This is a genomic window from Kitasatospora sp. MAP5-34 (genome assembly GCF_029894335.1).
Lineage (GTDB): Bacteria > Actinomycetota > Actinomycetes > Streptomycetales > Streptomycetaceae > Kitasatospora.
In genome coordinates this window covers 79,794-105,881 of record NZ_JARXZC010000018.1, presented here as the reverse complement: position 1 = coordinate 105,881, position 26,088 = coordinate 79,794, and the positions used below count along the sequence as shown (strand labels likewise).

Genomic DNA, 26,088 nt, shown 5'->3' with positions numbered 1-26,088 from the left:
AGGACCCAGGGTAGTCAGCCCCGGGCCGCCGCCGCGCACTCCGGCCTCTCGGTGTCGGATGCCGTCCCGATTCTTGATCGATCCGTCCGCTACCCGCCTCCGTGCGGCAGGCTCGGTCGTGGGCAGCGAACTCGTGGGCGCCGAGCTCGTGGTCGGCGGCGGCACCTCGGCGTGGCGGGCTTCCGGTCGGGGCCGCCGTGGCACCGGGAACGGGACCGGCCGACTGTTTCCGTTCCCGCCTTGATCAGCCACCGCCCTTCTGGCATCGTCAGGCTGACGGACAATCAAGTCCGCAGCAGCGGGTCGGCGGTTCAGGTGGTATCGGCCGGTTCAGGGTAGTTCGAACGGGGAGAGATTTTGATGATCGTGGTCACTGGTGCGACCGGCACTGTGGGTTCGAAGGTCGTCGCCGGTCTGCGCGAGCGCGGTGAGACCGTCCGGGCGTTGGTCCGTGACACCGGCTCGGTACCGGCCGAGTGGGACAAGGGAGTTGAGCCGGTCGCCGCGGATTTCGCGGACCCGGCCTCGCTCGACGCCGCGCTCGCCGGCGCCGACGCCGTCTACCTGCTGGTGGCGGTCCACCCCGAGATGAGCGCGCACGAGCGGAACGTGATCGACGCGGCCGTCCGGACCGGGCGCAGCCCGCGCATCGTGCTGCACGCCGCCGCCGGGGTCGAGCAACGGCCCGAGGGCGTACGGTTCGTGGCCGCGCACGTCACCGGGTACGACCACCTGGTCGCCAGCGGGCTGCCGTGGACGGTGCTGGCGCCCAACGGCTTCTACCAGAACTTCGTCGGCATGGCCGAGTCGGTGCGCGCCGGGAAGCTGGCCGTCCCCGGCGGCGAGGGTGCGGTGTCGTACGTCGACGCGCGCGATGTCGCGGACGCGGCCGTCCGGGCGCTGACCACCGACGGTCACCAGGGCGCGGTCTACACCCTGACCGGCCCGGCGGCGCTGTCGCACGGCGAGATCGCCGCTCAGCTCGGCGCTGTCGTCGGACGGGACGTGGAGTACGTCGCGGTGGACCCGGCGGCCGCCCTCGCCGGGATGCTCGCGGCCGGCTGGGACGCCTGGCGGGCGGAGGGCATGGCCGAGCTGTACGGGCTCTACGCGGCCGGGTACGCCGCCGCCGTCAGCGCGGACGTGGAGAAGCTGACCGGCCGCCCCGCCCGCTCGTTCGCCGAGTTCGCGGCCGAGCAGGCAGGGGTGCTTCGCGGAGCTGGCGAGGGCGTGTGAGGTGACCTGACGTGACGGGCCCGCCCGCCCCGGGGTCAGCGGCCCGACACGCGGTCCGCGAGCCGCGCCACCGGGTCGGTGGCTGCCCGGTGCCCGGCCGACTCACGGCGGTCGGCGCCCCGGTAGGCCGCGTACATGACGTTCACGCCGAGCCAGCGCAGCGGCTCCGGCTCCCAGCGGCGTACCCGGTGTCCGACCCACGGCAGCCCGGTCAGCTCGGTCGCGGCGCCCTCGCCGGAGTCGAGCAGCACCAGGTCGCGCAGCGTACGCGCCGCCAGGTTGGCCGTCGCGACCCCGCTGCCGACGTAGCCGCCCGCCCAGCCGAGCCCGGTGGAACGGTCCAGCTCCACACCGGTGCACCAGTCGCGCGGCACCCCGAGCACTCCCGACCAGGCGTGGTCGACGGCCGCGCCGGCCGTGGCGGGGAAGAAGCGGACCAGGATCTCCCGCAGCGCCTCGACCGTGGCGGCCTGGGTCCGCCCGTCGTTGTCGGTGCGCGAGCCGTACCGGTACGGCACCCCGCGCCCGCCGAGCGCGATCCGGTCGTCGGCCGTGCGCTGCGCGTACATGTAGGCGTGCGCCATGTCCCCGAGCGTCTCGCGGCCCGCCCAGCCGATCTCGTCCCAGACCTGCGCGGGCAGTGGTTCGGTCGCGATCATGGAGGAGTTCATCGGCAGCCAGGTCCGCTTCTGGCCCTTGAGCGCCGCCGTGAACCCCTCGGTGCAGCGCAGCACGTACGTGGCGCGGACGGTCCCGTGCGGCGTGACGGCGCGGTGCGGGCCGATCTCCGTCACCCGGGTCCGCTCGTGGACGACCACCCCGAGCCGCTCGACGGCTGCCGCCAGGCCCTGGAGCAGCTTGACCGGGTGGATCCGCGCGCCGTGCGGGGTCCACGCCCCGCCGAGCGCGCCGGCCACCCGGATCCGCTGCGCCGTCCCGGCCGCGTCCAGCAGCAGCCGGTCCGTCTCGCCGAAGCCGACCTCCGTCTCGTGGAAGGCCCGCAGACGGGCGAGTTGGGCCGGGGAGTACGCCACCTCCAGTACGCCGCCCTGGTGGATGTCGGCGTCGATGCCCTCCGCGCGGGCGGTCCGCACCACTTCGTCCACCGTCCGGTTCATCGCGTGCTGCAGCGCGACGGCGGCCTCGCGGCCGTGCAGGGCGGCGTACCGGTCGCGGCCGGCCACGCCGTTGTACAGCCAGCCGCCGTTGCGCCCGGACGCGCCGTAGCCGCAGAACTCCTGCTCCAGCACGACGATCCGCAGGGACGGCAGCGCCTTCTTCAGGTAGTACGCGGTCCACAGCCCGGTGTAGCCGCCGCCGACCAGGCACACGTCGGCCGTCGTGTCGCCGGGCAGCGGTTCGCGCGGCTCGGGCAGGCCGCTCTGCGCGTACCAGAACGAGATGCCGCCGTTGACGGTGGTCATTGTGCTGTCCCTTTCAGAGTTGCGCGGTGATCTCGGCCGCCACCCGGACCCCGGAGGCCACGGCGGCGTCGAGGGTGGCGTTGTCCACGTCGGTGTGCTCGCCCGCGAAGTGGATCCGGCCCTCCTGGACGGCCTCGTAGCCCGCGAAGGAGGTGTACTGGCCGGTCTTGTAGTAGTGGTAGGCGCCCAGGTGCCAGGGGTCGAGCGACCAGTGGTCCTCGTACGCCTTGCCGTTGTAGGCGGCGGTGGTGCCAGGGTAGACACTTTCGATCTGCGCCAGGAAGGCGTTCACGTCGGTGGCCGGGGCCGGGCCGTGGGCCGCTCCGGTGAGCCGGTCGCGGGCGCCGGCGCCGCCGGGGAAGTTGACCAGCAGGGCGGGTGCGCCCTTGGCACCCAGGCTGACCGAGCCGTCCCAGGCCGTCTGGTAGCCGAGCGGACCGGTGTTGGAGACGCCGTTGTAGCCGAGCGCGGGCCAGGTCTTCTTCGTGAGCTGGGTGACCAGCTTCGCGTTCTGGCCCATGCCCTGCTGCCCGATCGCGGTCAGCTTCAGGGCGGTGAGGTTGGCCCGCGAGAGGTCGACGTTGCGCAGGGTGCTGAACGGGAGTGCCAGCACCACGTGGTCGGCGGGGACGGAGACCGTGCTGCCGCAGTGGTCGAAGGTGCAGGTGTAACTGCCGTCGATGTTCTGGGCCAGCGCGATCAGCTGGTAGCCCTGCTGGACTGTCCCGGCCGGCAGCCGGCCGACCATCCCGCTGACCAACTGGTCGTTGCCGCCGACCAGATGGTACTTCTCGTCGAAGCCGCTGCCGCCGTCAAAGGTACTGGACGAGCCCAGGAAGCTGATCATGTTCAGCGCGGAGGACTGCCCGGGTTCACCGCCGGACTGCAGCTGGATCGACTGGATCAGCTGGCCGAGCTGCGAGTTCGCGGGCAGGCCGATCTCGGCGAGGTAGTCCAGGCAGGACAGTTGGTCGAGTCGGAACGCCTCGGCGGTGTGGTTGTCGTAGCGCGGCGTGCCGATGGCCTGGTACGAGGCGCTGAACGCGGCGAACGCCTGGCCGGCCCAGTCGCTCTGCTGCTCAACTCCGCCGTACAGCGCGCCGTTGATCCAGGCGGCGTACGAACCGGCGTCCAGCGCACCGCCGTTCGCGTACTCGCGTTTCAGGCCGAGGCTGTCCGCCAGGCTGAGCACCGCGTTGTCGGTCGAGCTGATGAACGAGCCGCCGTGCTCGCTCACCTGGCCAGCGGCGAAGAAGCCGCGCAGCGACCAGCAGCGGCCCCCGAGGTGGCTGGTGTCCGCCTCGTAGACCGTCGCGGCGACCGGCTTGGCCCGGTTCCACAGCTGGTCGGCGCAGCGCAGCCCCGCCAGGCCCGCCCCGACGATCACCACCCGGGGTGCGGTCGCACTCGCGGCGGCGGCCCGGGACGGGGCGAGCAGCCCGGCGGGCACGGTGGCGGCGGCCGCGACGGCAGCGGTGGCGCCGAGCAGCTGACGGCGGGTGAAGCGCTGCTCGGTGCGCGCAGCTGCTTCGGCCCGCTGGCCGGCGACCTCGGCGACGGGCATCCGGCGGCGGTGGGCCTCGCCGTAGACGGAGAAGACGGCACGCAGCGGGTCGGGGAGGCCGGCGCGATCTGCGGAGCTGCTGGGTTCGCGGTGCATGTGGTGCCTCTTCTCGTGGGGGAGGTCTCGGAGAGGCTCGTGCGGCGGGGTGGGGCCCGGCGCGTTTTCGAGTTGTGGGGGAGTGAAGCCCGGGCGCAGCAGTGTTGTCAACAGTGTTGCGCAAGATGCCGCGATCCCGGTCCGATCCTGGCGCCCGTCCCGGTGGCACCCGTCCCGGTGGCGTCCAGGCGTCACGCCTCGCGGACGGCCGCCGCCCGCTGCTCGATCGCGGTGATCAGCGCCTCGACCCTGGCGTGGAAGATCTGATCATCCGTCACCTCTGCCAGCTGCTGGGCAAGTCGGGTGATGTTGGGGAAGCCGTGTGCGTCCACCAGTCGGTACTCGCGGTTCCAGGAGGACTCGTCGCCGGCCCGGCTCTCCGGGTCGAGGAGCAGGTAGGCGGCCCGCTGGCCGACGTGGGCGAGCAGGGAGTCGCCGACCATCCGGTAGTGGACGGCCGCCTCGGCGCCGTCCAACCCGGCCTCGGTGACCGCGCCGAGGATCAGTTCGACGACGCGGAACTCGTTGGTGCGCCTGGTGGTCCGGCTGGCCATGATCGAGCTGACCGCCGGGTACTTGAGCGCGACCGCCAGCGAGCCGGCGGCCAGCGCCCGCAGCCGGTCCTTCCAGTCGAGGCCGTCCGGGATGCTGTCGAGCACCTCGCCGAGCGTCCGGTCGGCGACGGAGAGCAGCAGCTCGTCCTTGTCGCGGAAGTGCCGGTAGATCGCGGTCGGATCGGCGCCCAGCTCCTCGCCGAGGCGGCGGACCGTGAAGGCGTCGGCGCTGCCTCGGGCGGCGATGCGCAGGCTGGCCTCGATGATCGCCTCGGGCGTCAGCTGGGCACCGACGCGCTTGGTACGGGCGGGGGTTACGGATGACTTCGACATGGTGCCGTCAGTCTAGCGATGGGTGGGCGACTTCGCGCAACACCGTTGACAACGGCGTTGCGCTGCCGTTCACTCCTCCTCAACACCACGCCGTGCGGGGCTCACCCGCCGAGGGGGAGGAAGCCGTAATGGCACAGAGTAGGCAGCGGGCCGACACCGTCTTCGTCGGGGGCCGGGTCTTCACCGCGATCGCGTCGGCTCCGATCGACGCCGCCGTGGCGATCGGCGGCGGCCGGATCCTCGCCGTCGGCGACGAGGCGGCCGTCCGGCTGCTGGCGGATGAGGCCACCGAGGTGGTCGACCTGGCGGGCGGCCTGCTCGTCCCGGGGTTCCAGGACGCCCACGTGCACCCGGCGGTGGCCGGGGTCCAGATGCTGCGCTGCGACCTGTCGGCGGAGCGCTCGGTGGACGACTACCTGGCCGTCATCGCCGCGTACGCCGAGGCCAACCCCGACGCGGAGTGGATCTGCGGCGGCGGCTGGTCGATGGACGTCTTCCCCGGCGGCATCCCGACCCGCGCGATGCTCGACGCGGTGGTACCGGACCGGCCCGTGCTGCTCACCAACCGGGACGGCCACGGCGCCTGGGTCAACTCGGCGGCGCTCCGGCTCGCGGGCCTCGACCGGGACACCCCCGACCCGGCGGACGGCCGGATCGAGCGCGAGCCGGCCGGCAGCCCGGCCGGCACCCTCCAGGAGGGCGCGATGGACCTGGTCGCCGCCCACGTCCCCGTCGCGACCCCGGACGAGGCGCTGGCCGGCCTGCTCGTCGCCCAGCAGCACCTGTTCTCGCTCGGGGTGACCAGCTGGCAGGACGCCATGATCGGCGCGTTCCCCGGCAACCCCGACAACTACGGCGTCTACCTGCGGGCGGCGGCCGAAGGCTCGCTGCAGGCCCGGGTGGTGGGCGCGCTCTGGTGGGACCGCGAACGCGGGCTCGAGCAGCTCCCCGAACTGGAGGAACGCCGCAAGGGCGGCCAGATCGGCCGGTTCAACGCGACCACCGTGAAGATCATGCAGGACGGCATCGCCGAGAACTTCACCGCGAGCATGCTGGAGCCCTACCTCGACCGCTGCGGCTGTCCGACCCAGAACTCCGGACTCACCTTCGTCGGGCCGGAGTTGCTGGCCGAGGCGGTCTGCGCACTGGACGCGGCGGGCTTCCAGGTGCACTTCCACGCGCTGGGCGACCGGGCCGTCCGCCAGGCCCTCGACGCGCTGGCCGCCGCCCGGGCCGCCAACGGCGCCACCGACAACCGCCACCACCTCGCGCACCTCCAGGTCGTCCACCCCGACGATCTCCCGCGCTTCGCGGAGGTGGGCGCCGCCGCCAACATCCAGGCGCTCTGGGCCGCGCACGAGCCGCAGATGGACGAGCTGACCATCCCCTTCCTCGGGCCCGAACGCTCCGCCCTGCAGTACCCGTTCGGGGATCTGCAGCGGGCCGGCGCCCGGCTGGTGGCCGGCAGCGACTGGTCGGTGAGCAGCCCCAACCCGCTCTGGGGCATCCACGTCGCGGTCAACCGGGCCGTGCCGGTGGACGCCCCCAACGCCCCGAACGCCTCGGAGGATCACGAGCCGCGTGCGCCGTTCTACCCGGAACAGGCCCTGACGCTCGCCCAGGCCCTCACCGCGTACACCGCCGGCAGCGCCTGGGCGAACCACCTCGACGACGTCACCGGGACGGTCGAGGTCGGCAAGTACGCGGACCTCGTCGTGCTGGACCGCGACCCCTTCGCCCACCCGGCCGACGAGATCTGCCGCACCCGGGTGCTCCGTACCTACCTCGAAGGCCGCGCGGTCTTCACCGCCACTCCCTGACCCCCGTATGCCCCACCGGAGGACCCCCATGTCGGCAGACCCTTCCAGACCCGCCCCCCGCCGCCTGCTGGCCGCCGTCGTCGCGGCGACCGCCCTCGCCACCAGCGGGTGCGCCGGCACCGCCCACCCCACCGGCGGCACCGCGTACCAGCTGACGAACACGACCCCCGCCTCCGCCGGCGCGATCGACTCGTTCACCTGGTCCCTGTTCGCGGAGCCGACCTCGATCGACTACGCCTACTCCTTCGACTTCCCGCCGAACCAGATCCTCGCCAACGTCTGCGAGAGCCTGCTGCGTTGGAACCCGGACCTGACCACCTCGCCGAACCTGGCCACCTCGTTCAGCAACCCGACCCCGACCACCTGGGTCTACCAGATCCGTTCCGGCGTGCACTTCCACGACGGCACGCTGCTCACCGCCGACGACGTGGTCGCCTCTCTGCGCCGCAACCTCGACCCGGCCGTCGCCGGTGACTGGGCCTTCCCGTACCGCAACGTGCAGTCGGTCGACAAGACCGGGCCGTTGCAGGTCACCGTCACGCTCAAGACGCCGGACTCCACCTTCAACAAGTACCTGGCCGCCAGCCCGGGCACCGTCGAGTCGGCCGCCACCCTGGCCAAGGACGGCAAGAACTACGGCAACCCGGCGACGGGCGTGAACTGCACCGGCCCGTTCGCCTTCTCCTCCTGGACCTCGGGCCAGTCGCTGGTGCTCAAGCGCTTCGACGACTACTGGAACCCCCAGCTCAAGGCCAAGTCCGCCCAGGTGAAGTTCGTCTTCCTGTCCGACCCGACGACCCGCGTCAACGCCTTCCGCACCGGCGAGGTGGACGGCGGCTGGATGGTCCCGCCCGACGCGTACGGCCAGCTGCGCTCCACCCCCGCCGGGACGCTCTACTTCGGCCAGAACACCACCGTCGCCGACGAGGTGGTCAACAACCTCAAGGGCCCGCTGGGCGACGCCAAGGTGCGGCAGGCGCTGCTGATGGCCATCGACCGCAAGGGCATCGTCAAGGCCGGCGCGGGCGGGGTCGGCGAGGTCGCCGACAACATGGTGACGGCCAACAACTGGAACGGCGCGCCGGGGGCCGCCGACCTGCTCAAGGCGCTGCCCGCCTATCCGTACGACCCGGTGAAGGCCAAGGCCCTCGCGGCCCAGGCCGGGGTGAGCGGGCAGAAGGTGGTGATCGCGACCAGCCCGCTGGACTCCCAGACCACCATCATCACCCAGGCCGTCGCCCAGGCCGCCACGGCGATCGGGCTGAAGCCGGAGATCGACACCATCTCCGCCGACAAGTACACCTCGCTCTTCACCGACCCGGCCGCCCGCCAGGGCATCGACCTCTTCCTGACCTTCTGGTACACCTCGATCACCGACCCGCTGGACATGTACGGCGGGCTGCAGACCGGCGCGTTCACCAACTACGGCAACTGGTCCGACCCGAAGTTCGACGCGGCCGTCGACCAGGCCGTCGGCGCCTACGACCCGGCCGCGCACGCCGCCGCCACCGGCGCCGCCCAGCAGATCGCCATGACGGAACTGCCCTGGCTGCCGCTCTACACCGAGCCGGTCAGCGTCTTCCTCGGCAAGCGGATCACCGGTGTCCAGCCGTCCATCGCCTACCTGTACTACCCGTGGGCCGCCGAGATCGGGGCCAAGGGGTGACGCCCGGTCGGCTGTGGGCGGTGGCCCGCAGGCTGCTGGGCATGGCGTTGACGCTGCTGGCCACCTCGTTCCTGGTGTTCTCCTCGCTCTACCTGGCGCCCGGCGACCCGGCGAGCTTCCTGGTCCGGGGACGCAGCGCGAGCCCGCAGGAACTGGCCGCGATCCGGCACCAGTACGGCTTCGACGACCCCTTCCCGGTGCGGTACTGGCACTGGCTGGACGGCGTGCTGCACGGCGACTTCGGCCGCTCGTACCTGTTCCACCAGAGCGTCGGCGAGGTCCTCTGGTCCCGGCTGCCCGCCACCCTGCTGCTGGTCGGGGTGTCGACGCTGTTGATCGCCGTGGTGGGCATCGGCGTCGGCATCGTCGGTGCCCTGCGGCGCGGCACCCGGACGGGGTCGGCGGTGCTGCTGCTGGTGACGGTCGGCGCCGCCGTACCCTCGTTCGTCGCGGCGATCGTGCTGCGCTCGGTCCTCGGCGTACGGCTGGGCTGGTTCCCGACCATCGGCAACGGCACCGGCGTACTGGACCGGCTGCACCACGTGGTGCTGCCCGCGATCGCGCTCTCGGTGACCTTCATGGCGCTGGTGACGCGGGTGACCCGCTCGGCGATGCTCGACGAACTCCGGCGCGAGCACGTCGAGGTGGCGCTCAGCCGGGGGCTGCCCCGGCGGACGGTGATCCGGCGGCACGTGCTGCGCAACGCGCTCGGCCCGATCGTCACCGTCTGCGGGCTGCTGGTCTCCGGAATGCTGGTCAGCACCGCGATCGTGGAGACCGCGTTCGGGATGTCCGGGATCGGATCGCTGCTGGTGCAGAGCGTGGACGAGCTGGACTTCCAGGTCGTCCAGGCGATCGTGCTGCTGGTGGTCGCCGCCTTCGTTGTCGTCAACACCTTGGTGGATCTGGTGTATCCGCTGATCGACCCGCGCGTGCGCGCGGCTGGAGGAGCCCGATGAGCGCTTGGACCACCCGCCTGCGAAGGCTCGGCGGCGGCCCGCTGGTACGGATGTCCACCGTGGTGCTGGCCCTCTTCGTGCTGGTCTCGGTGCTCGCGCCCTGGCTCGCCCCGCAGGACCCGACCTTCGGCGAACTGGGCGACAGCTTCGCCGGGATCGGCGCCGGCCACTGGCTCGGCACGGACGGCGGCGGGCACGACACCTTCTCCGCGCTGATCGAGGGCACCCGCACCAGCCTGGTCGGCCCGCTCGCCGTCGTGCTGGCCTCCACCGTCACCGGCGTCGCCGTCGGCCTGTTCACCGCCTGGCGCGGCGGCTGGGTCGACACCGTGGTGGGCAGGGTGCTGGACATCCTGTTCGCCTTCCCGGCGCTGCTGCTGGCGATCCTCGCCGTCGCCCTGTTCGGCAAGGGGCTCGGGGCGCCGGTTCTCGCCATGGCCGTCGCCTACATGCCGTACACCGCCCGCCTGGTGCGCAGCCTCACCGCGCAGGAGAAGGTGCGGCCGTACATCGCGGCGTACCAAGTCCAGGGCCACAGTGAGGTGTTCGTCGCGCTGCGGCGGCTGCTGCCGAACATCACGCCCACCGTACTGGCCCAGTCGACGGTGAACTTCGGTTACGCGCTGCTCGACCTCGCGGCGCTGTCCTTCCTCGGGCTCGGCGTCCAGCCGCCGACCCCCGACTGGGGCGCGATGATCAATCAGGGGCAGGCGGCCGTGCTGCAGGGGCAGCCGATGTCCGCGATCGTCCCGGCCGTCGCGGTCGTGCTGGTCGTGGTCGCCTTCAACGTCGTCGGGGAACACCTCGGCGACCGGCTCGCGGGGAGGGAATCCTGATGCCGCCGCTCGAAATGCCGCTGCTCGAATACGACGGCCTGCGGGTCGAGTTGCCCGGGACAGCACGTCCGATCCTGGACGGCGTCACCCTGAGCGTCGCCGCCGGGGAGGCCGTCGCCCTGGTGGGCGAGTCCGGCTCGGGCAAGTCGGTGACGGCCCGCGCCGCGCTCGGCCTGCTCCCGTCCGGGGCCCGGACGGGTGGCCAAGTACGCGTCGACGGAACCGACTTGGTCGGCGCGGACGCCGCCCGGCTGCGCGCGGTGCGGACCGGCGTGGCCTCCATGATCTTCCAGGACCCCCGGGCCGGCATCAACCCGGTCCGCCGCGTCGGCGACTTCCTCACCGAGTCACTGCGCCTGGTAGGCGGCCGGACCAGGGCCGAGGCCGAGGCCCGCGCCCTCGAACTGCTCACCGCCGTCGGCCTGCCCGACCCGGCCCGCCACCTGCGCCAGTACCCGCACCAGCTGTCCGGCGGCATGCTCCAACGCGTGATGATCGCCGGAGCGCTCACCGCCGACCCGCAGTTGCTGCTCTGCGACGAACCCACCACCGCCCTCGACGTGACCACCCAGGCCGAAATCATGGCCGTCCTGGGGCAGTTGCAGCGCGACCGGGGCCTCGGCCTGCTCCTGATCACCCACGACCTCGACCTCGCCGCCGCCACCTGCGACCGGATCTACGTGATGTATGCCGGACGGATCGTCGAGACCGGCACCGCCGCCGACCTCCTCGCCATCCCCCGACACCCCTACACCGCAGGGCTGTTGGGCTCCTCCCCGCCGCTGGAGGGCACGCCCGGCCGCCTCACGCCCATCCCCGGCGCCCCGCTGAGCCTGGCGGAGGCCGCATCCGGTTGCGCCTTCTTCGCCCGCTGCCGCTTCGCCCAGCCCGGCCGGTGCGACCTCACCCCGCCGGTGCTGACCTCGCCGGTGCTGACCCCGCCGGTGCCCACGCTGCCGGTGCCGGCCCCCGCAGCGCCGACGCTCGTCGCCTGCCACCGGGCCGACGAACTCATCGAGGAGAACCGTTGACCGCCGACCCCGATCTCCTGCTCCAGGTCGACGGCCTGCGCAAGACCTACCCGGGCGACGGAGCACCCGTCGTCGCCGTCGACGACCTCTCCTTCTCCCTCCGCCCCGGCGGCGCGCTGGGCATCGTCGGCGAGTCCGGCTCCGGCAAGACCACCACCGCGCGAATGCTGGTCGGTCTGGAACGCCCCGACCAGGGACAGATCCTGGTCCAGGGCACCCCGCTCGTGGCCAGAGCTCGTGGCCGGGTAGCCCGGCTGGCCCGCGCCAAGGCCGTCCAGATCGTCTTCCAGGACCCGTACCTCTCCCTCGACGCCCGCCGCACCATCGGCGCGACCCTGGACGGGGTGCTGCGCCTGCACGGCTCCGCTTCACCCGCGCGTACCAGGGAGCTCCTCGCCCAGGTCGGCCTGGGCGACCGCGAGGCCGCCGCCCTGCCCCGCGAGCTGTCCGGTGGGCAGCGCCAACGCGCGGCCATCGCAAGGGCGTTGGCGGTCGAGCCGGCAGTGCTGGTGCTCGACGAGGCGGTGTCGGCGCTGGACGTCTCGGTCCAGGCGCAGGTCCTCAACCTGCTCTCCGACATCCGGCGTGACACCGGCATCGGGTTGGTCTTCGTCAGCCACGACCTGGCGGTCGTCCGCTACGTCTGCGACGAGGCGCTGGTGATGTACCGGGGCCGGACGGTGGAACACCGACCCGTGGCCGACCTCCTCGCCACCCCCCGGCACCCGTACACCCGCCTGCTGCTGGCCTCCGTACCGCACCCGGGCTGGAACCCCGAGGCCATCGGCCTGCAACGCCGCGAACTCGCGGCGTTGCAGGCACCCCTGCTGCTCCCGGTCGACGCGGGCGGTGGCCGGTAGGGGCGCCCGGTGTCGCGCTCCGGCTGTTGTAGGTTCCTACAGCAGCCGGAGTGATCTTGTCGGTCGGCGTTGTGCGGAGCTTCAACGTTCGCGTGGGAACTGGCTTTCGGGCCCGGGATCGACAAGTATTGACGGTTGGGTGCGGGACGCCCGAGTGCGCCCGGCGGCAGAGCCGTAACCGCACCCGAGGTGTACCTTTCTCCCAGCCAGAGAGCCCCATTCATGCGCTTCCTGAACGACCTCAAGCCCGCGTACGACCTCACGTACGACGACGTCTTCATGGTCCCGAGCCGTTCCGCCGTGGGCTCCCGGCAGGGTGTCGACCTCTCCTCGAACGACGGCACCGGGACCACCATCCCGCTGGTCGTCGCCAACATGACCGCCATCGCCGGCCGCCGGATGGCCGAGACCGTCGCCCGCCGTGGCGGCCTGGTCTCCATCCCGCAGGACATCCCGACCGAGGTCATCACCGACGTCATCGGCTGGGTCAAGCAGCGCCACCTGGTGCACGACACCGCGCTGACCCTCAGCCCCGGCGACACCGTCGCGGACGCCCTCTCGCTGCTCCCCAAGCGTGCCCACAACGCGCTCGTGGTGGTCGAGGGCGGCAAGCCGGTCGGCGTGGTCACCGACTCCGACTGCCACGGTGTGGACCGGTTCACCAGCCTCTCCGAGGTGATGTCCCGCGACCTGCTGCTGCTGGAGGACGGGATCGACCCGCGCGCGGCCTTCGAGAAGCTCAACGAGGGCCACCGCAAGCTCGCCCCCGTGGTGGACGCCGACGGGCAGCTGGTCGGCATCCTGACCCGGAAGAACGCGCTGCGCGCCACCCTCTACACCCCCGCCGTGGACGCCGACGGCAAGCTGCGGATCGCCGCCACCGTCGGCATCAACGGCGATGTGGCCGGCAAGGCGAAGGCCCTGATCGAGGCCGGCGCCGACGTACTCGTCGTCGACACCGCGCACGGCCACCAGGAGTCGATGATCAGCGCGCTGCGCGCGGTGCGCGGCCTCGACCCGCAGATCCCGATCGTGGCGGGCAACGTGGTCTCCGCCGTCGGTGTCCGCGACCTGGTCGAGGCCGGCGCGGACATCCTCAAGGTCGGTGTCGGCCCCGGCGCGATGTGCACCACCCGGATGATGACCGGCGTCGGCCGCCCGCAGTTCTCCGCCGTCCTGGAGTGCGCCGCCGAGGCCCGCAAGCTCGGCAAGCACGTCTGGGCCGACGGCGGCGTCCGCCACCCGCGCGACGTCGCGATGGCGCTCGCCGCCGGTGCCTCCAACGTGATGATCGGCTCCTGGTTCGCCGGGACGTACGAGTCGCCCGGCGACCTGCAGACCGCCGCCGACGGCCGTCAGTACAAGGAGAGCTTCGGCATGGCGTCCGCGCGTGCCGTGCGCAACCGGACCTCCGAGGAGTCCGGCTACGACCGCGCCCGCAAGGCGCTCTTCGAGGAGGGCATCTCCACCTCGCGGATGTTCCTCGACCCGGCCCGCCCGGGTGTCGAGGACCTGATCGACTCGATCGTCGCGGGCGTGCGCAGCTCCTGCACCTACGCCGGCGCCAACAGCCTGGAGGAGTTCCACGAGAAGGCGATCGTGGGCGTCCAGAGCGCGGCCGGCTACGCCGAGGGCAAGCCGCTGCACTCCAGCTGGGGCGTGTAGTACCAGCGTGTTACGGTCGGCTTCCTGCTGCGGCGGGGAGCCGGCCCTCGCTGTCCAGCGGGGTGAGCAGCGCGCGGCTGACCATGCCGACCGAGCCGTCCAGCGCTCCCAGTACGGCCCGGTACGCCATCGGCACCTGCCGCAGCTCCCAGAACCCGACGATGCTCGCCCAAGCCGCCTCGCGAGCCCGGTCCACGCTCCAGACGCCGACCACGTGCAGCAGCGGGTCGGCGACCCGCAGCGCCTCCGGTTCGGGCAGCAGTTCCTCCCGTACCCGGGCCTCCACCCGGGCCAGCAGGTCGTTGATCCGCTGGTAGTCGGCCTCGACGTCCTTCGGCTCCTGCCCGGTCGCGCGGCAGGTGTCCAGCACGGAGACCGGCAGGTCGTACTCGATGTGCGCGTTCATGCCGGCTAGGGCAAATTGCAGGGGGTGGATGCCGGGATGGTGGCGCAGCTCGAAGAGCGGGCGCCAGCAGGCGGGCAGCCGCTGCCCCGCCGCGTCGCCCGCCACGGCGTCCAGGTAGCGGGCGGCGAACAGCGCGTCCAGCTCGGCCATGGCGACCGGGTCGTCGAAGTACGTCTGCTTGAGCTGATCAGAAATCAGCTCGGTGACGGTCAGGTACATCCGGTTGAAGACCGCGACCCCGTCAGCCGTGGGCAGCCCCGCCTCGATCTCCCGCATCCGTTCGATCACCTGGTCGACGGTCAGTACCTGGCTGATGGTCATCCGGTCATCTCATCCTCTCGGTCGGGACAGGGAGTACCTACCCTGGCAGTCACCCGGCCCCGCCGGAAGTCGCCGCGCCACGACGTGGCGGTGGGCGCCCATGCCGCCTGGTTCGGACAGACCTGAATCCCCGGGTGAGGGTGCAACCCGTACACCACTTCCCTGGACGCAGCCGACGCCCGACACATCCACGGTCGGCCGAACACCCCGCCATGGGTCAGCGCTGCTTACCAGCCTCTCCGATCGGCAGGCTCACCGCACGACCCCCGTCCGCCTGATCGGACGGAGGCCCTGACGGAGTTCACCACCACCACCCGCGGCACGGTCGGTGGCCCGCCGAAGTCCCGTGTTCCACAAGCCTGTTAACGGATCGGTCCCCTTACCCGGGGTGGGTGGTGTTGCTAGTGATCCACGAGTACCGACACGCCGCCTGGCCTCGTCCGATGAGATTTCGGCAGGCGCAGAACCCTTTCTCCTCGCCCGGCAGGGCGGACCGGTCTTCGCCGCCCCCGGTGAGCTGTGCCGCGCTGCGTTCTCCAGGCGCGGTGGCGACGACTGCCGCGGAGCCGCCCCGGTGTCCCGCCGAAAGCCCTGGGCGGGACACCGGCGGCCGTGGCCGAAGCGGGCGTCGGCCTTGTCCGGGCCGGGTCCTGATCCCCAGGCCGCCCGGGCGGGGCTCGCCCGGGCGGCCTGACCGGTCAGCTACGCATTCGGCGCTGACCGTGCTCACTTGCTACGTTCAGCAGTTCACCGGCACATCGATGGTGACCGGGGTGTTGAACCGCCCGAAGGAGGCGACCGAGAACGAGCCGTGGACGGTCGAGCCGCACGGCACGGTCCCGCCCACGCCGCCGACCTGCAGCGTCTGGCTCTGGAAGTGAAGCGACTGCTGAACGGTCCCGAGGGTGCCCCCGCCGACGACGTTGCCGCTCAGGGTGACCACGACGTCCTCCTGCAGCGGGGAGGGGCCGGCCAGGCCGAGCTGGCCCGTGAGCTGGACGGTGCCGTCGGTCACCGTGGCGCACAGCTTGGTCGCCAGGCCCGCCTGGAGGCCGTAGTTGCCACAGGTCGTGCTGGTGGTGGTGGGCACCGTCGCGGCACCGGCCGGAACCGCGCCGACGAGAGCGATGCCCATGGCGCCCACTACGCCGGCCACTGCAAGGATTGTGCGCGTCATGAGGGTTCTCCTGGTTCGTAAGAGCCACTGGATCGTCCAGAGCAGTTGCAATGTGATATTGCACATGCTCTCTGGATCTGAGGCATCGTCAATCTGAACAGACTGCGGCCAGTTGAAGTGGATCTCGCCACGCGATCGCCTGTGGCGCTCGGAAAGACCAGCCGAGCATGAGCCTCGTTCATGATCAGGACGTGGTCGAGCGCCTCGCGCCCGATACTGCCAGCCGCCCGTTCGCAGTGGGCGTTCATCCGGGGAGCCCGTGGCGCGCTCTTGATCACGTCCATGTCGTCGGCTTCGAAGACGGCGTCGAGCCGGGCCACTCCCGCCGGATCGCCGAAGTACGTGGTCGCGAGCTGGTCCCGGATCAGCTCGGTGACGGTCAGGTACACCTGGTTGAAGACGGCGACGCCGTCGCTCGCGGGCAGGGACGCCTGTAATCCCGTCAGCCGGTCGACGACATGATCGATCGTCAGTGGATTGTCCGTCGACTGCGTCATCTCGCCTCGTTCCGTCGGCCGTCCGTCACAGGTCCAGCGGAGTGTCGATCCACCGTCCTCATCGGTCCACCGGCGTCATCGATCCACCATGACAAGGCGCCGCCGTTCCGAGAAGCCCCCTTTCGGGCGATGTACGGCAGGTGGCGGACGGCATGCCGACCGCAGCCGTCCTAGGCCGAAGGACCAACGGGTGGGAGGACCGCCGACCGATCCGCCGGGACCGGTGGCGGGGCGAGAGTCGAGTCATGGACAACACACCTGCCGACAAGCGCACCGCACCTTCCCCCGTCGCCGTCATCACCGGAGCGTCCCGGGGGCTCGGCCTCGAACTCGCCCGGGCACTGGCCGAGGACGGGTGGCGGCTCGTCCTGACCGCCCGGAACCCGGACGAACTGGCCGCCGCCGAGACCGAACTCAAGGAGCACACCCGGACCGTCGCGCTGCCCGGCTCGGTGGTCGAGGACGAGCACCGCGAGCGGCTCGCGCAGGCGGCCGCTGAGCTGGGCGGCGCCGCACTGCTGATCAACAACGCCTCCACCCTGACCGGCTACGACCTCGCGGGCGCACCGCTGCCGACGCTCGCCGACTTCCCGCTGCCCGGCCTGTTGGAGACCTTCGAGGTGAACATCCTCGGCCCGGTCGCGCTCACCCAGCTCCTGCTGCCGCAGCTGAGGGCCGCGCGGGACGGCGCGATCATCAACCTCAGCTCCGACGCCGCCGTCGAGGCGTACCCGGGGTGGGGCGGGTACGGCGCCAGCAAGGCTGCCCTGGACCACGCCTCCGCCGTCCTCGCCGCCGAGGAACCGGCGCTGCGGGTCTGGGCGGTGGACCCGGGCGACATGCGGACCCGGATGCACCAGGACGCCTTCCCGGGTGAGGACATCTCCGACCGTCCGCTGCCCCGCACGGTCGTACCGGCCTTCCGTGCCCTGCTCCGGGATCGTCCCGACTCCGGCCGCTACCGGGCCGCCGACCTGACGGCCGGTGAGTGACGTGGCCACCGTGCTGGAACCCGACTTCGACTTCGTCGTACCGTCCGAACTCTCCGCCCGCGCCCCGGCGGAGGCCCGGGGCGCGGGGCGTGACCGCGTCCGCATGCTGGTGGGGCGCGGGGCGGGCCTCGCCACCGAACACTGCGAATTCACCGACCTGCCAACGGTGTTGAATCCCGGGGACCTGCTGGTGGTCAACAACTCCGCCACCCTGCCCGCCGCCCTCCCGGGCCGGTTCCCGGACGGCACCCCCGTCGCCCTGCACCTCTCCTCCGCGCAGCCCGACCCGCGCGGCGCCCACCTGGTCGAGCTGCGCCGCCCGGCGGCCGGCACCTCCGAGTACTACCCGCCCGAGCACTCACCCGCCCGTCCCGGGCTGCGAGTTGTCCTGCCGGGGGGCGCGTCGGCCGAGCTGACAGCGCCGTACACCGCCCGGCTCTGGCACGCCCGGCTCAGCCTGCCGGGGGAGTTGACGGCCTATCTGGCGCGGTACGGCAAGGCGATCCGGTACGGCTACGTGGACCGCGACTGGCCGATCGAGGCGTACCAGACCGTCTTCGCGAGCGTGCCGGGCAGCAGTGAAATGCCCAGCGCGGCCCGCCCGTTCACCGCCGAGCTGGTGGCCCGGCTGGCCGCCAGGGGCGTCCTGCTCGCCCCGATCACGCTGCACACCGGCGTCGCCTCGCCGGAGGCCCACGAGCCCCCGTACCCGGAACGCTTCCAGGTGCCGGAATCCACCGCCCGGCTGGCCGAACACGTCCGCGAGCAGGGCGGCCGCGTGATCGCCGTCGGCACCACCGCCGTCCGCGCCCTGGAGTCCGCAGTCGGCCCGGACGGCCACCTCCACGCCGCCGACGGCTGGACCGACCTGGTGATCACCCCGGAACGGGGCGTCCGCGCGGTCGACGGCCTCCTCACCGGCTGGCACGAGCCCCAGGCCTCCCACCTGCTGATGCTCCAAGCCGTCGCAGGCCGCGCCCTCCTGGACCGCTGCTACCGCGAGGCGATCGCCGCCCGCTACCTCTGGCACGAGTTCGGGGACGTGAACCTGATACTTTCCCACTGACAGTGGTCGGGCACGGCAGCGGCCACCCAGTTACGGCCTGTACATCTCTCGCCGGATCATCGCGTCCGCCTCGGCCACGTGCGCCCGCAGAGTCTCGGCCGGGTCCGCCGGGCGTACCTGCTGCGGGATCGCCTCCCACTCTTCGCGCATCCCGAGCCACGGCGGCCGGAGGGTCGGAGCCCGGTCGGCCACGTCGGTGACGACGGCCGTTCGGTCGGTCCGGGTGTCGACCACGACCACGCCGATCTCCGGAGTCTCGTTCACGCGATCACCGCTTCACGGGACCGGCACGCTGACCATGACTGCGGCGTCCGGGGACGGGGGCGAGACCGGTGTCAGCGCAGTCCTCGGGTTCGACGGTTCGACGTACTCGCTGGTCCTGACGGTCAACGGTGCCACCCCTGTCATGTGGACCGGCCAGTCGGCAGCCGGTGCGGTGGCGAGCCGTACCGTGGACACGGTCAAGCTTGCGGGCCTCGCGGTCACGCAGCCGACCGGCAGTACTGCCACGGCCACCGGAACCCTGACGTGCTCGGGGACTCAGGCGCTGCTCTGACCTCGGGCTGATTCCGGCCCTGCCCTGGCTGCGGCAGGGCCGGCCTGTGGTGCGTCGGCGGGGGATCGGGAAAAAGGCCGTGCACGGTGTGTGATGGTTCGTATACTCTTGGCATCCGATGGCGCTCGGGCCTCGTGGCGAGCAGCGCCGACAGTGACCAAAGCGAGGAGAAGAACCATGAAGCTCCGCCTCCGCAAGGCCGTTGCCGTGCTGGCCGCCGCCGGTACGGTCTGCGCTCTGGGTATCGGCACCGCGACGGCTGCCGGGACGGGTCGGGCGGTGCCCGGGTCGGTGGCGAGCACCCGGCAGTCGCCGACGCCGGACTGCGCCGACAACGGGAACGTCAACCCGTGTTACGAGTACCAGACTTGGTTCTGGACGTTCGCAGCCTGCAACGACTACACGAACAACCACCCGCTCGACCCCGCCAAGTACGACCGGCACGTCTGCGCGGTGTTCACCGACGGCGCGACCGTCGGGCTCTGGTACCACAAGGTGAATGGCTGAGGCTCGGTCCGATCAGTGCGGGATTCCGCCACCCCGTCGCTGAACGCCTCGACCCGTCCGGTCTCGCTCACATCAGGCCGTCCCAGCCCCATCGTGGTGTCGGTCCGGGGTCGCCGAGATCCGCGCCGACCGGTGAGGACGAGATGTCGCGGGCGATCCGGGTGCCCCAGTCGAAGTAGGCGAGGACCTGGCGGCGCAGCAGTTCGTCCGCCGGGAGTTCGGCGGCGACGGCGGCGGCCATCAGTTCCAGCCAGCGGGTGCGCTGCTGCTCGGTGATCGACAGGCCGAGATGGGCGCGCAGGAGGGCCTGGTGGCCGCCGAGTTCCGTACTGAACCCGGCCGGGCCGCCGAAGACCTCGGCGAGCCAGACGGCGACGTGTTCGACGTGAGTCGGAGTGAAGTCCGCGAAGACCGGTGCGAGCAGCGGGTCCGCCAGGACCTGGTCGTAGAAGGTCAGGCTGAGCCTGCGCAGGCCGTCGATACCACCGACGGCTTCGTACAGGTTCTCGGTGTGTTCGGACATGCGGTGCCTCCGACGACGATGACGTCAACGCTTCCCGGGGCCGTCGACTCTACTGGTCGGGCACAGCCGAACTCGCTGCTGAGAGCCGTGATTGACGGAGTGTCTCGGCTGGTCACTCCTTCGGGGCGACACCTGCCGGCGGTCCGTGCCGTCAGGGCCGGGCCGGGTGAGAGCTGTCAGAGGAGTTCTTCGGCCGGTGTGTCGGGGTCGATGCGCAGACCGAGGTCGTCGCCCTCCAGCCAGGTGACCCGCAGGCCGCGCTCGGCGCTGAGGTGCCGCACGGCGCTGCGGACGCGGTAGAGGCAGAGCAGCAGGGCCTGCAGGGCGTCGACGCCGTGGACGGTGACGACGGAGTCGTCGCCGAGGCCGTCGACCTGGCCGGGGCAGGACCAGTCGAGGCCCTTTTCGCGGGCGGGGTATGGGCGGCCGATGCGGATCACCACGCGATGGGTGGAGCCGTCCGGGTGGTGGACCTCCAGGACGCGTTCGGCGATCACTTCGCCGAGGGGCTGGTTCTCCACGGTCCGCTCCGTTCGCCAGGGCCGGCCGGTGGCCGTGCGTTCCGTGATTCTCGCGGTCCGCGCGCCGATTGCCGACGACCCGGGGCGGTGTGGCGGGGAGATCGGGGGAGATCCGCCCGGGATGGCTTCCTAACATGAAGCTGTCACTTCGAACATTTGCGTGATAGAAAGATGGCATGGGAATCGCAAACCGGCTCGATGTGACTCTGCGCCTGGTGCTGGGTGGCGGTGGAGCGACGGTGACCGAGCTCGCGCGGCGGCTCGGCGTCTCGGAGATGACGGCGCGCCGGGATCTGGACGAGCTCGAACGGCAGGGCCTGGTCCGCCGGGTGCGTGGGGGTGCCGTCCCCGTCCGTACCGTCGAGGCGGGGTCGGGCTTCGACGCGCGGGAGGTTTGGCAGTCGGCGACCAAGGAGCGGCTCGGCGCGGCGGTCGCCGGGCTGGTGGAGCCCGGGCAGACCGTACTGCTGGACGCCGGGACCACCACCGTGCACGTGGCCGAACAACTGGTCGCCCGGGCGCCGTTGACCGTGGCGGTGCTCAGCCTGCAGGCGGCCGTCCGGCTCGCCGACCGGCCGGGCATCCGGCTGCTGGTGCTGGGCGGGGAGTCCAGGCCGGGGGAGCGTTCACTGGTCGGCCCGCTCGCGCTGAGCACGCTGGAGACCCTGGCCTTCGACTGTTTCGTGATGTCCATCGGGGGTGTGCACGGCGAACACGGCTGGTCGGAGTTCTCGCTGGACGACGCGTCGGTGAAGCAGGCTGCCCTGGCCCGTGCCGAGCGCGTGATCGCCGTCGCCGACGCCACCAAGCTCGGCGTCCGGGCCTTCAGCCGGGTCGCCGACCTGGGTGCCGTCTCCACCTTCGTCACCGACACCGCCGCCGCCGACATCGCCACCCACCCCAGCGGCCCCGAGACCCTGACCGCCCTGCGCGAGGCGGGCGTCTCGACGTTGCTGGTCTGACCGCTACCGAATCCTGAGGAAGAGGCAACAGCCTGATGCAGCACACCGATTCCCGCTCGCTGATGATCCTGGTCGCCGGGCCGTACCGGTCCGGTACCGGGGACGACCCCGACCGGCTGGCCGCCAACGTCAGGGCCATGAACGAGGCCGCGCTCGTTCTCTTCCGGGCCGGCCATCTGCCGGTCACCGGAGAGGCGTTGGCCCTGCCGCTGGCCGAACTGGCCGGCTCCACGACGGTCGGCGACCCGGCCTTCGACGAGGTCTTCCACCCCGTCGCCGAGCTGTTGCTCACCCGCTGCGACGCTGTCCTGCGGATCGGCGGAGCCTCCGCCGGAGCCGATCTGATGGTCAGTCAGGCCGGTATCCAGGGCAAGGCCGTCTACACGGACCTCGGCGATGTCCCGTCCGTCCGAGGCGCGGGCCGATGACCGAGGGCATCGACACCCCCGACCGACGCGGGCGCACCGGCCTGGACCGGCAAGGCCGGGATCTCACGGGCAACCCGGGCGTCCGGGTCCGCGACGTCCGGCTGCTCTCCTGCCACTGGTACGTGCTGCGCACCACGAGCTTCGACTACCGGCACGCCGACGGCCACTGGAGCACCGAGCAGCGCGAGACCTACGACCGGGGCAACGGCGCGACCGTCCTGCTCTACGACCGCAGCCGCCGGGCTGTCCTGCTGACTCGTCAGTTCCGTTACCCCGCCTACGTCAACGGCCACCCGGACGGCATGCTGCTGGAGACGGCCGCCGGCCTGCTGGACGACCAGGACCCCGAGACCGCGATCCGCCGGGAGGCGGTCGAGGAGACCGGCCACACCATCGGCGAGGTCGAGCACGTCTTCGACGTCTACATGAGCCCCGGCTCGGTCACCCAGCGGCTGCACTTCTACGCCGCCCCCTACAGCCCGGCCGACCGTACCGGCGCGGGCGGCGGCCTCGCCGAGGAGGGCGAGGACATCGAAGTCGTCGAACTACCCTTCCAGCAAGCCCTGGAGATGGTCCGCAGCGGCGAGATCGCCGACGCCAAGACCGTCATGCTGCTGCAGTGGGCCGCCCTGGACGGCCCGTTCGCGGCCGGGTGATCCCAGCGGGCAGGTGATCCCAGCGGCCGGCCGACCCTGCGGTCAGCTGGATCCGCCGATGCCGGGGAAGAGGTCGAGGAAGGGCTGGGCGGTCATCGAGATGCCCCGGCTGAACGGGTTGTCGAAGTCCCAGATCAGGAAGAGCAGGAAGCCGATCAGCGCGCTGAACACCCCGGCGAGCAGCAACTCACGTGGGGTGCGCCGGATCTGCAGGGTGAAGATCAGGCCCACCGTGATCACCGCGCCCACGATCAGCCCGAACCAGACCACCGGTGGCATCGTCGGTCCGGCGGCCTGCCCCCGGGAGTTGCGGGCCGACTCCACCGCCGCGATCTGGTCCACGATCGGCTGGTACGTCTGGGACTCCAGATCGCTCTGCGGCGCGCGGCTCGCCACGTCGGTGCGGAGCTTGTCCAGCAGTTCCGTGCCGCGCGGCGAGATCGCGCCGTGGTCCTGCATGTATTGGGCCTCGGTGTTGACGACGAACGACGCGTAGGCGTCGACGTCGGACCGGACGAGGTTGCGGAAGTCGGCCGGGTACACCTGCGCCCGAGCGCTCACCTCGTGCAGCGCCTGGGCCTCCTGCTGTACGTCGGCCTGAGCGCCGTTGCGCCCCTCCCAGACGCCCGCGATGGCGAGGCCGAGCACGATGGCATAGACCACGCCGATCATCATCGTCATGTACTCCATGACGTCCGGGCTCTCCGAGGTGTCCTCGTCCTCCCCGGCCCGTCGGCTTCTCAGCAGCACCACCGCCACGACGACGACGCAGGCCACCGACATGGCGATCGCCAGAACCAGCCACTGCGACATGACAACTCCTTGTAAAAATACGGTTGTTGGTACTGCTGCGCCGTCAGCGGGAATCGGGACGGCGGCGGGTCAGGACCTGCTGCCCCGGGAGTTTCGCGAGCGCGGCTTCAGGGTCGCGGCAGCCAGTACCGCCGGCACGGTGACGACCATCATCGTGGTCAGGGGTGACCCGCCCCGGTGCGGCTTGCGGGCGAGCACCGGCGCGGCCAGGGGGAGGTGCACCCGGCGCGGTGCGGCGGGCGGTGGCGCGGGCTGCGGCGCGCTCGGTACGGGCGTCGGCCTGGCCACGACGAGCACTGGGTGCGGGCTCGGCTTCGGCGCGGGTGGGCGCGGTACCGGCTGCCTGACCGGGGTCGGAGCGGGCGGCGGCGGAGTCGTCGGCGGCGGCGAAGGTGGCGGGGTCGGCGTGGGCGTGGGCGTCGGCGTCGGCGTCGGCGTTGGTGAAGGCACCGGCGTGGGCGTGGGCGACGGGTGCGGAGGGCACGGAGTGGGGTGTGGCAGCGGCGGGCACTGCCAGGGCGGGTCGTGCCGGTGATGGTGGGAGGGCAGCGCCACCGACACGCTCACGCTCACCTGTACGTTCACGTCGCCCCCGCCCTCCGGCAGCCCGGTCCGGGCGACCACGCAGGCTGCGACCACCGTCCCGCCCGGGACGGGCCAGGACGACGGCTCGTCCTTCGCCTCCGCCATGCCGGTGAGCGCGCTGCAGAGCGCGGCCACCCCGGCCGCCGCCCCGGCCAGCCGGGTGGCCCGCCCGACGCCACCGGTCGAGCGCTGCGCCTCACGGCGCGGCGGCTCACCCCGCCGTGGCTCACGCTGCCGTTCGCGGTCCGGCCGCCCGCTGCGGATCAAGCCCTGGTCGTCCATGCCCCACCCCACCCCAAGCCCGAGGTTCGCGTTCGGAAGCGCCAGGCCGCCCGGGGTGGGCGACCTGACGCAACGTCAACTGTCATTACCCGCAACTGGTTACGGGCGGTGCGCGATCTCGACGTTCTCCAGGACGCCCAGGGCGTCCGGGACGAGGACGGCGGCGGAGTAGTAGGCGGTGACCAGGTACGAGATGATCGCCTTCTCGTCGATGCCCATGAAGCGGACGGAGAGGCTGGGCTGGTACTCGTCCGGGATGCCGGTCTGGTGCAGGCCGATCACGCCCTGGTTGTCCTGGCCGGTACGCATGACCAGGATGGAGCTGGTCCGCTCCTTGGTGATCGGGATCTTGTTGCACGGCAGGATCGGGACACCGCGCCAGGCGGGGACCTTCTGGCCCTGCAGATCCACGTGATCCGGGTACAGGCCACGGGAGTTGAGCTCGCGGCCGATGGCGGCGATGGTCTTCGGGTGGGCCAGGAAGAACTCGGAGTCCCGGCGCCGGCTGAGCAGCTCGTCGAGGTCGTCGGGGGTGGGCGGGCCGGAGTGGGTCTGGATCCGCTGGTCGAACTCGGCGTTGTTGAGCAGGCCGAACTCGGGGTTGTTGATCAGCTCGTGCTCCTGGCGCTCGCGGAGCGCCTCGATCGTCAGTCGGAGCTGCTGTTCGGTCTGGTTCATCGGCTGGTTGTAGAGGTCGGCGACGCGGCTGTGCACCCGCAGCACGGTCTGGGCGACGCTCAGTTCGTACTCGCGCGGACGCAGGTCGTAGTCGACGAAGGCGCCGGGCAGCTGGACCTCGCCCGTGTGGCCGGCCGACATCGGGATGTCCGCCTCACCCCGCTCGTTCTGGCGCTGCAGCGGCAGTGCCAGGAAGTCCCGGATATGGGCCTGCAGCGCGGGCGAGGCGGCCACGACGGCCTCGAACTCCAGGCGGGACAGCGAGAGGATGGTCCCGCTGGTGAGGGAGGTGGCGGTGTACTCCCAGCTGCCCTGGCCGTCGAGGATGCTCTGCTCGCCGAAGCGGTCGCCGTCACCGAGTACGCCGAGCACGGTGGTGTCGCCGTACTTGCCGGTGCCGACCTGGTTGATCTTGCCATGGGCGATCAGGTGGATGTGGTCGGCCGGGGTGCCGCGCTCCGCCAGGACCTCGCCCGGACCGAAGTCGCGCTGGACGCAGCGGTCGGCGATCGAGGTCAGTACGTCGACGTCCTCGAAGCCGCGCAGCAGGGCCAGCTCGCCGAGCTCGCGCGGGATGACCCGGACCTCGGGCCCGGTCTTGATGAACTCGATCCGGCCGTCGCCGACGGTGTAGGTGAGCCGCCGGTTGACCCGGTAGGTCCCGCCTGCGGTCTGCACCCAGGGGAGCACCTTGAGCAGCCAGCGGGAGGTGATCTCCTGCATCTGCGGTGCGGACTTGGTGGTGGTGGCGAGATTGCGGGCAGCGGCCGTCGCAAGGCTCTGCTGCGGTGTCTGCTGGGTCTCCGGGCTTGCGTCCACGGACATCGGCAGAGTTCTCCTTCATGTGGCCTTTTCGTGCCGCCAGGCTGTCCTGGTGACACGTCAGATCTGGTCTCCCACACGCGATATGGCGAGCCAGGCGTAACGGTTCTCCAGAGCGGGACACTAGATCGTCCCGGTGCCGCCGTACCGCCGAAAGGGTGCGTCACTACCCGATTGAGTGAATATCCCGGGAGGAACGGTTGGCGGTCACCGGCGGCTGTGGTGGCAGCGGGTGGTGCCCCTACTGCGGAT

27 protein-coding genes are annotated in these 26,088 nt (G+C 71.7%); 15 read left to right on the top strand and 12 right to left on the bottom strand.

The genetic code is table 11. The features are described 5' to 3' along the window. Window positions 1–360 precede the first annotated feature (360 nt). A complete protein-coding gene (locus tag P3T29_RS17115; RefSeq protein WP_280717342.1) occupies window positions 361–1,236 on the top strand; it encodes an NAD(P)H-binding protein in 876 nt (291 codons plus the stop codon). 35 nt (window positions 1,237–1,271) lie between these two features. On the opposite strand, the gene P3T29_RS17110 is transcribed toward P3T29_RS17115, so the two are convergent. The 3 genes from P3T29_RS17110 to P3T29_RS17100 all read right to left on the bottom strand — a co-directional run bounded on the left by P3T29_RS17110 (window position 1,272) and on the right by P3T29_RS17100 (window position 5,207). Beyond that, window positions 1,272–2,660 (bottom strand): FAD-binding oxidoreductase, encoded by a 1,389-nt coding sequence (locus tag P3T29_RS17110; protein WP_280717341.1) that lies wholly within the window; start codon window positions 2,658–2,660, stop codon window positions 1,272–1,274. Between the two features lie 13 nt (window positions 2,661–2,673). Beyond that, the gene (locus P3T29_RS17105) at window positions 2,674–4,320 is read right to left on the bottom strand and encodes an NAD(P)/FAD-dependent oxidoreductase (RefSeq protein WP_280717340.1); all 1,647 of its coding nucleotides are present in this window, start codon (window positions 4,318–4,320) and stop codon (window positions 2,674–2,676) included. 191 nt (window positions 4,321–4,511) lie between these two features. After that, a complete protein-coding gene (locus P3T29_RS17100) occupies window positions 4,512–5,207 on the bottom strand; it encodes a TetR/AcrR family transcriptional regulator (RefSeq protein WP_280717339.1) in 696 nt (231 codons plus the stop codon). Window positions 5,208–5,335: 128 nt separating this feature from the next. Here P3T29_RS17100 and P3T29_RS17095 point away from each other — a divergent pair, with 128 nt between their 5' ends. From P3T29_RS17095 to P3T29_RS17065, 7 genes are all read left to right on the top strand, one after another. Continuing rightward, the gene (locus P3T29_RS17095; protein WP_280717338.1) at window positions 5,336–7,027 is read left to right on the top strand and encodes an amidohydrolase; all 1,692 of its coding nucleotides are present in this window, start codon (window positions 5,336–5,338) and stop codon (window positions 7,025–7,027) included. Window positions 7,028–7,055: 28 nt separating this feature from the next. Continuing rightward, window positions 7,056–8,693 carry an ABC transporter substrate-binding protein gene (locus P3T29_RS17090; RefSeq protein WP_280717337.1) on the top strand — a complete coding sequence of 546 codons (1,638 nt, stop codon included), beginning with the start codon at window positions 7,056–7,058 and terminating at the stop codon, window positions 8,691–8,693. A 20-nt stretch (window positions 8,694–8,713) separates the two neighbouring features. Continuing rightward, entirely contained in the window at window positions 8,714–9,652 is a 939-nt protein-coding gene (locus P3T29_RS17085; RefSeq protein WP_280717336.1) for an ABC transporter permease, read from the top strand. Next, window positions 9,649–10,488 (top strand): ABC transporter permease, encoded by an 840-nt coding sequence (locus P3T29_RS17080; RefSeq protein WP_280717335.1) that lies wholly within the window; start codon window positions 9,649–9,651, stop codon window positions 10,486–10,488. The genes P3T29_RS17085 and P3T29_RS17080 overlap by 4 nt, the downstream gene beginning before the upstream one ends. Then, window positions 10,488–11,519 carry an ABC transporter ATP-binding protein gene (locus tag P3T29_RS17075; protein ID WP_280717334.1) on the top strand — a complete coding sequence of 344 codons (1,032 nt, stop codon included), beginning with the start codon at window positions 10,488–10,490 and terminating at the stop codon, window positions 11,517–11,519. Before P3T29_RS17080 ends, P3T29_RS17075 begins: the two co-directional genes overlap by 1 nt. Then, window positions 11,516–12,379, top strand: coding sequence for an ABC transporter ATP-binding protein (locus P3T29_RS17070; RefSeq protein WP_280717333.1), 864 nt, complete (start codon window positions 11,516–11,518; stop codon window positions 12,377–12,379). Before P3T29_RS17075 ends, P3T29_RS17070 begins: the two co-directional genes overlap by 4 nt. Before the next feature lie 222 nt (window positions 12,380–12,601). Next, window positions 12,602–14,044: a GuaB1 family IMP dehydrogenase-related protein gene (locus P3T29_RS17065; RefSeq protein ID WP_280717332.1), complete on the top strand. Its 1,443-nt coding sequence runs from the start codon at window positions 12,602–12,604 to the stop codon at window positions 14,042–14,044. Between the two features lie 10 nt (window positions 14,045–14,054). Here P3T29_RS17065 and P3T29_RS17060 read toward each other — a convergent pair whose 3' ends face one another. The 3 genes from P3T29_RS17060 to P3T29_RS17050 all read right to left on the bottom strand — a co-directional run bounded on the left by P3T29_RS17060 (window position 14,055) and on the right by P3T29_RS17050 (window position 16,445). Beyond that, window positions 14,055–14,771 (bottom strand): DUF5995 family protein, encoded by a 717-nt coding sequence (locus tag P3T29_RS17060; protein ID WP_280717331.1) that lies wholly within the window; start codon window positions 14,769–14,771, stop codon window positions 14,055–14,057. A gap of 739 nt (window positions 14,772–15,510) precedes the next feature. Next, the gene (locus P3T29_RS17055; protein WP_280717330.1) at window positions 15,511–15,948 is read right to left on the bottom strand and encodes a hypothetical protein; all 438 of its coding nucleotides are present in this window, start codon (window positions 15,946–15,948) and stop codon (window positions 15,511–15,513) included. Then, window positions 15,945–16,445 (bottom strand): DUF5995 family protein, encoded by a 501-nt coding sequence (locus P3T29_RS17050; protein WP_280717329.1) that lies wholly within the window; start codon window positions 16,443–16,445, stop codon window positions 15,945–15,947. The genes P3T29_RS17055 and P3T29_RS17050 overlap by 4 nt, the downstream gene beginning before the upstream one ends. Before the next feature lie 245 nt (window positions 16,446–16,690). On the opposite strand from P3T29_RS17050, the gene P3T29_RS17045 reads away from it, so the two are divergent. Both P3T29_RS17045 and P3T29_RS17040 read left to right on the top strand, forming a co-directional pair. Continuing rightward, window positions 16,691–17,437: an SDR family oxidoreductase gene (locus P3T29_RS17045; protein ID WP_280717328.1), complete on the top strand. Its 747-nt coding sequence runs from the start codon at window positions 16,691–16,693 to the stop codon at window positions 17,435–17,437. A gap of 1 nt (window position 17,438) precedes the next feature. Further along, window positions 17,439–18,503 (top strand): S-adenosylmethionine:tRNA ribosyltransferase-isomerase, encoded by a 1,065-nt coding sequence (locus P3T29_RS17040; protein ID WP_280717327.1) that lies wholly within the window; start codon window positions 17,439–17,441, stop codon window positions 18,501–18,503. 30 nt (window positions 18,504–18,533) lie between these two features. Here the strand turns inward: P3T29_RS17040 and P3T29_RS17035 are convergent, their stop codons facing one another. Next, on the bottom strand, window positions 18,534–18,767 hold the full coding sequence (locus P3T29_RS17035) for a hypothetical protein (RefSeq protein WP_280717326.1): 234 nt from the start codon (window positions 18,765–18,767) through the stop codon (window positions 18,534–18,536). A gap of 34 nt (window positions 18,768–18,801) precedes the next feature. Between P3T29_RS17035 and P3T29_RS17030 the strand changes: the two genes are divergently transcribed. Both P3T29_RS17030 and P3T29_RS17025 read left to right on the top strand, forming a co-directional pair. Then, window positions 18,802–19,059, top strand: coding sequence for a hypothetical protein (locus P3T29_RS17030; RefSeq protein ID WP_280717325.1), 258 nt, complete (start codon window positions 18,802–18,804; stop codon window positions 19,057–19,059). A gap of 177 nt (window positions 19,060–19,236) precedes the next feature. After that, on the top strand, window positions 19,237–19,566 hold the full coding sequence (locus P3T29_RS17025; protein ID WP_280717324.1) for a hypothetical protein: 330 nt from the start codon (window positions 19,237–19,239) through the stop codon (window positions 19,564–19,566). Window positions 19,567–19,633: 67 nt separating this feature from the next. On the opposite strand, the gene P3T29_RS17020 is transcribed toward P3T29_RS17025, so the two are convergent. After that, the gene (locus P3T29_RS17020; protein WP_280717323.1) at window positions 19,634–20,089 is read right to left on the bottom strand and encodes a group II truncated hemoglobin; all 456 of its coding nucleotides are present in this window, start codon (window positions 20,087–20,089) and stop codon (window positions 19,634–19,636) included. A 176-nt stretch (window positions 20,090–20,265) separates the two neighbouring features. Next, complete coding sequence (locus P3T29_RS17015) at window positions 20,266–20,610, bottom strand: hypothetical protein (RefSeq protein ID WP_280717322.1); 345 nt, start codon at window positions 20,608–20,610, stop codon at window positions 20,266–20,268. 176 nt (window positions 20,611–20,786) lie between these two features. On the opposite strand from P3T29_RS17015, the gene P3T29_RS17010 reads away from it, so the two are divergent. From P3T29_RS17010 to P3T29_RS17000, 3 genes are read left to right on the top strand one after another with little or no spacing between them, the layout of a single operon-like run. Next, window positions 20,787–21,572 (top strand): DeoR/GlpR family DNA-binding transcription regulator, encoded by a 786-nt coding sequence (locus P3T29_RS17010; RefSeq protein WP_280717321.1) that lies wholly within the window; start codon window positions 20,787–20,789, stop codon window positions 21,570–21,572. Window positions 21,573–21,607: 35 nt separating this feature from the next. Beyond that, window positions 21,608–22,000, top strand: coding sequence for a DUF4406 domain-containing protein (locus P3T29_RS17005; RefSeq protein ID WP_280717320.1), 393 nt, complete (start codon window positions 21,608–21,610; stop codon window positions 21,998–22,000). Beyond that, entirely contained in the window at window positions 21,997–22,656 is a 660-nt protein-coding gene (locus P3T29_RS17000) for an NUDIX domain-containing protein (RefSeq protein WP_280717319.1), read from the top strand. Before P3T29_RS17005 ends, P3T29_RS17000 begins: the two co-directional genes overlap by 4 nt. A gap of 42 nt (window positions 22,657–22,698) precedes the next feature. Here the strand turns inward: P3T29_RS17000 and P3T29_RS16995 are convergent, their stop codons facing one another. The 3 genes from P3T29_RS16995 to P3T29_RS16985 all read right to left on the bottom strand — a co-directional run bounded on the left by P3T29_RS16995 (window position 22,699) and on the right by P3T29_RS16985 (window position 25,839). Next, complete coding sequence (locus tag P3T29_RS16995) at window positions 22,699–23,469, bottom strand: DUF4239 domain-containing protein (protein ID WP_280717318.1); 771 nt, start codon at window positions 23,467–23,469, stop codon at window positions 22,699–22,701. Window positions 23,470–23,538: 69 nt separating this feature from the next. After that, complete coding sequence (locus tag P3T29_RS16990) at window positions 23,539–24,336, bottom strand: hypothetical protein (RefSeq protein ID WP_280717317.1); 798 nt, start codon at window positions 24,334–24,336, stop codon at window positions 23,539–23,541. Window positions 24,337–24,435: 99 nt separating this feature from the next. Next, window positions 24,436–25,839 carry a family 2B encapsulin nanocompartment shell protein gene (locus P3T29_RS16985; protein ID WP_280717316.1) on the bottom strand — a complete coding sequence of 468 codons (1,404 nt, stop codon included), beginning with the start codon at window positions 25,837–25,839 and terminating at the stop codon, window positions 24,436–24,438. Window positions 25,840–26,088: the final 249 nt, after the last annotated feature.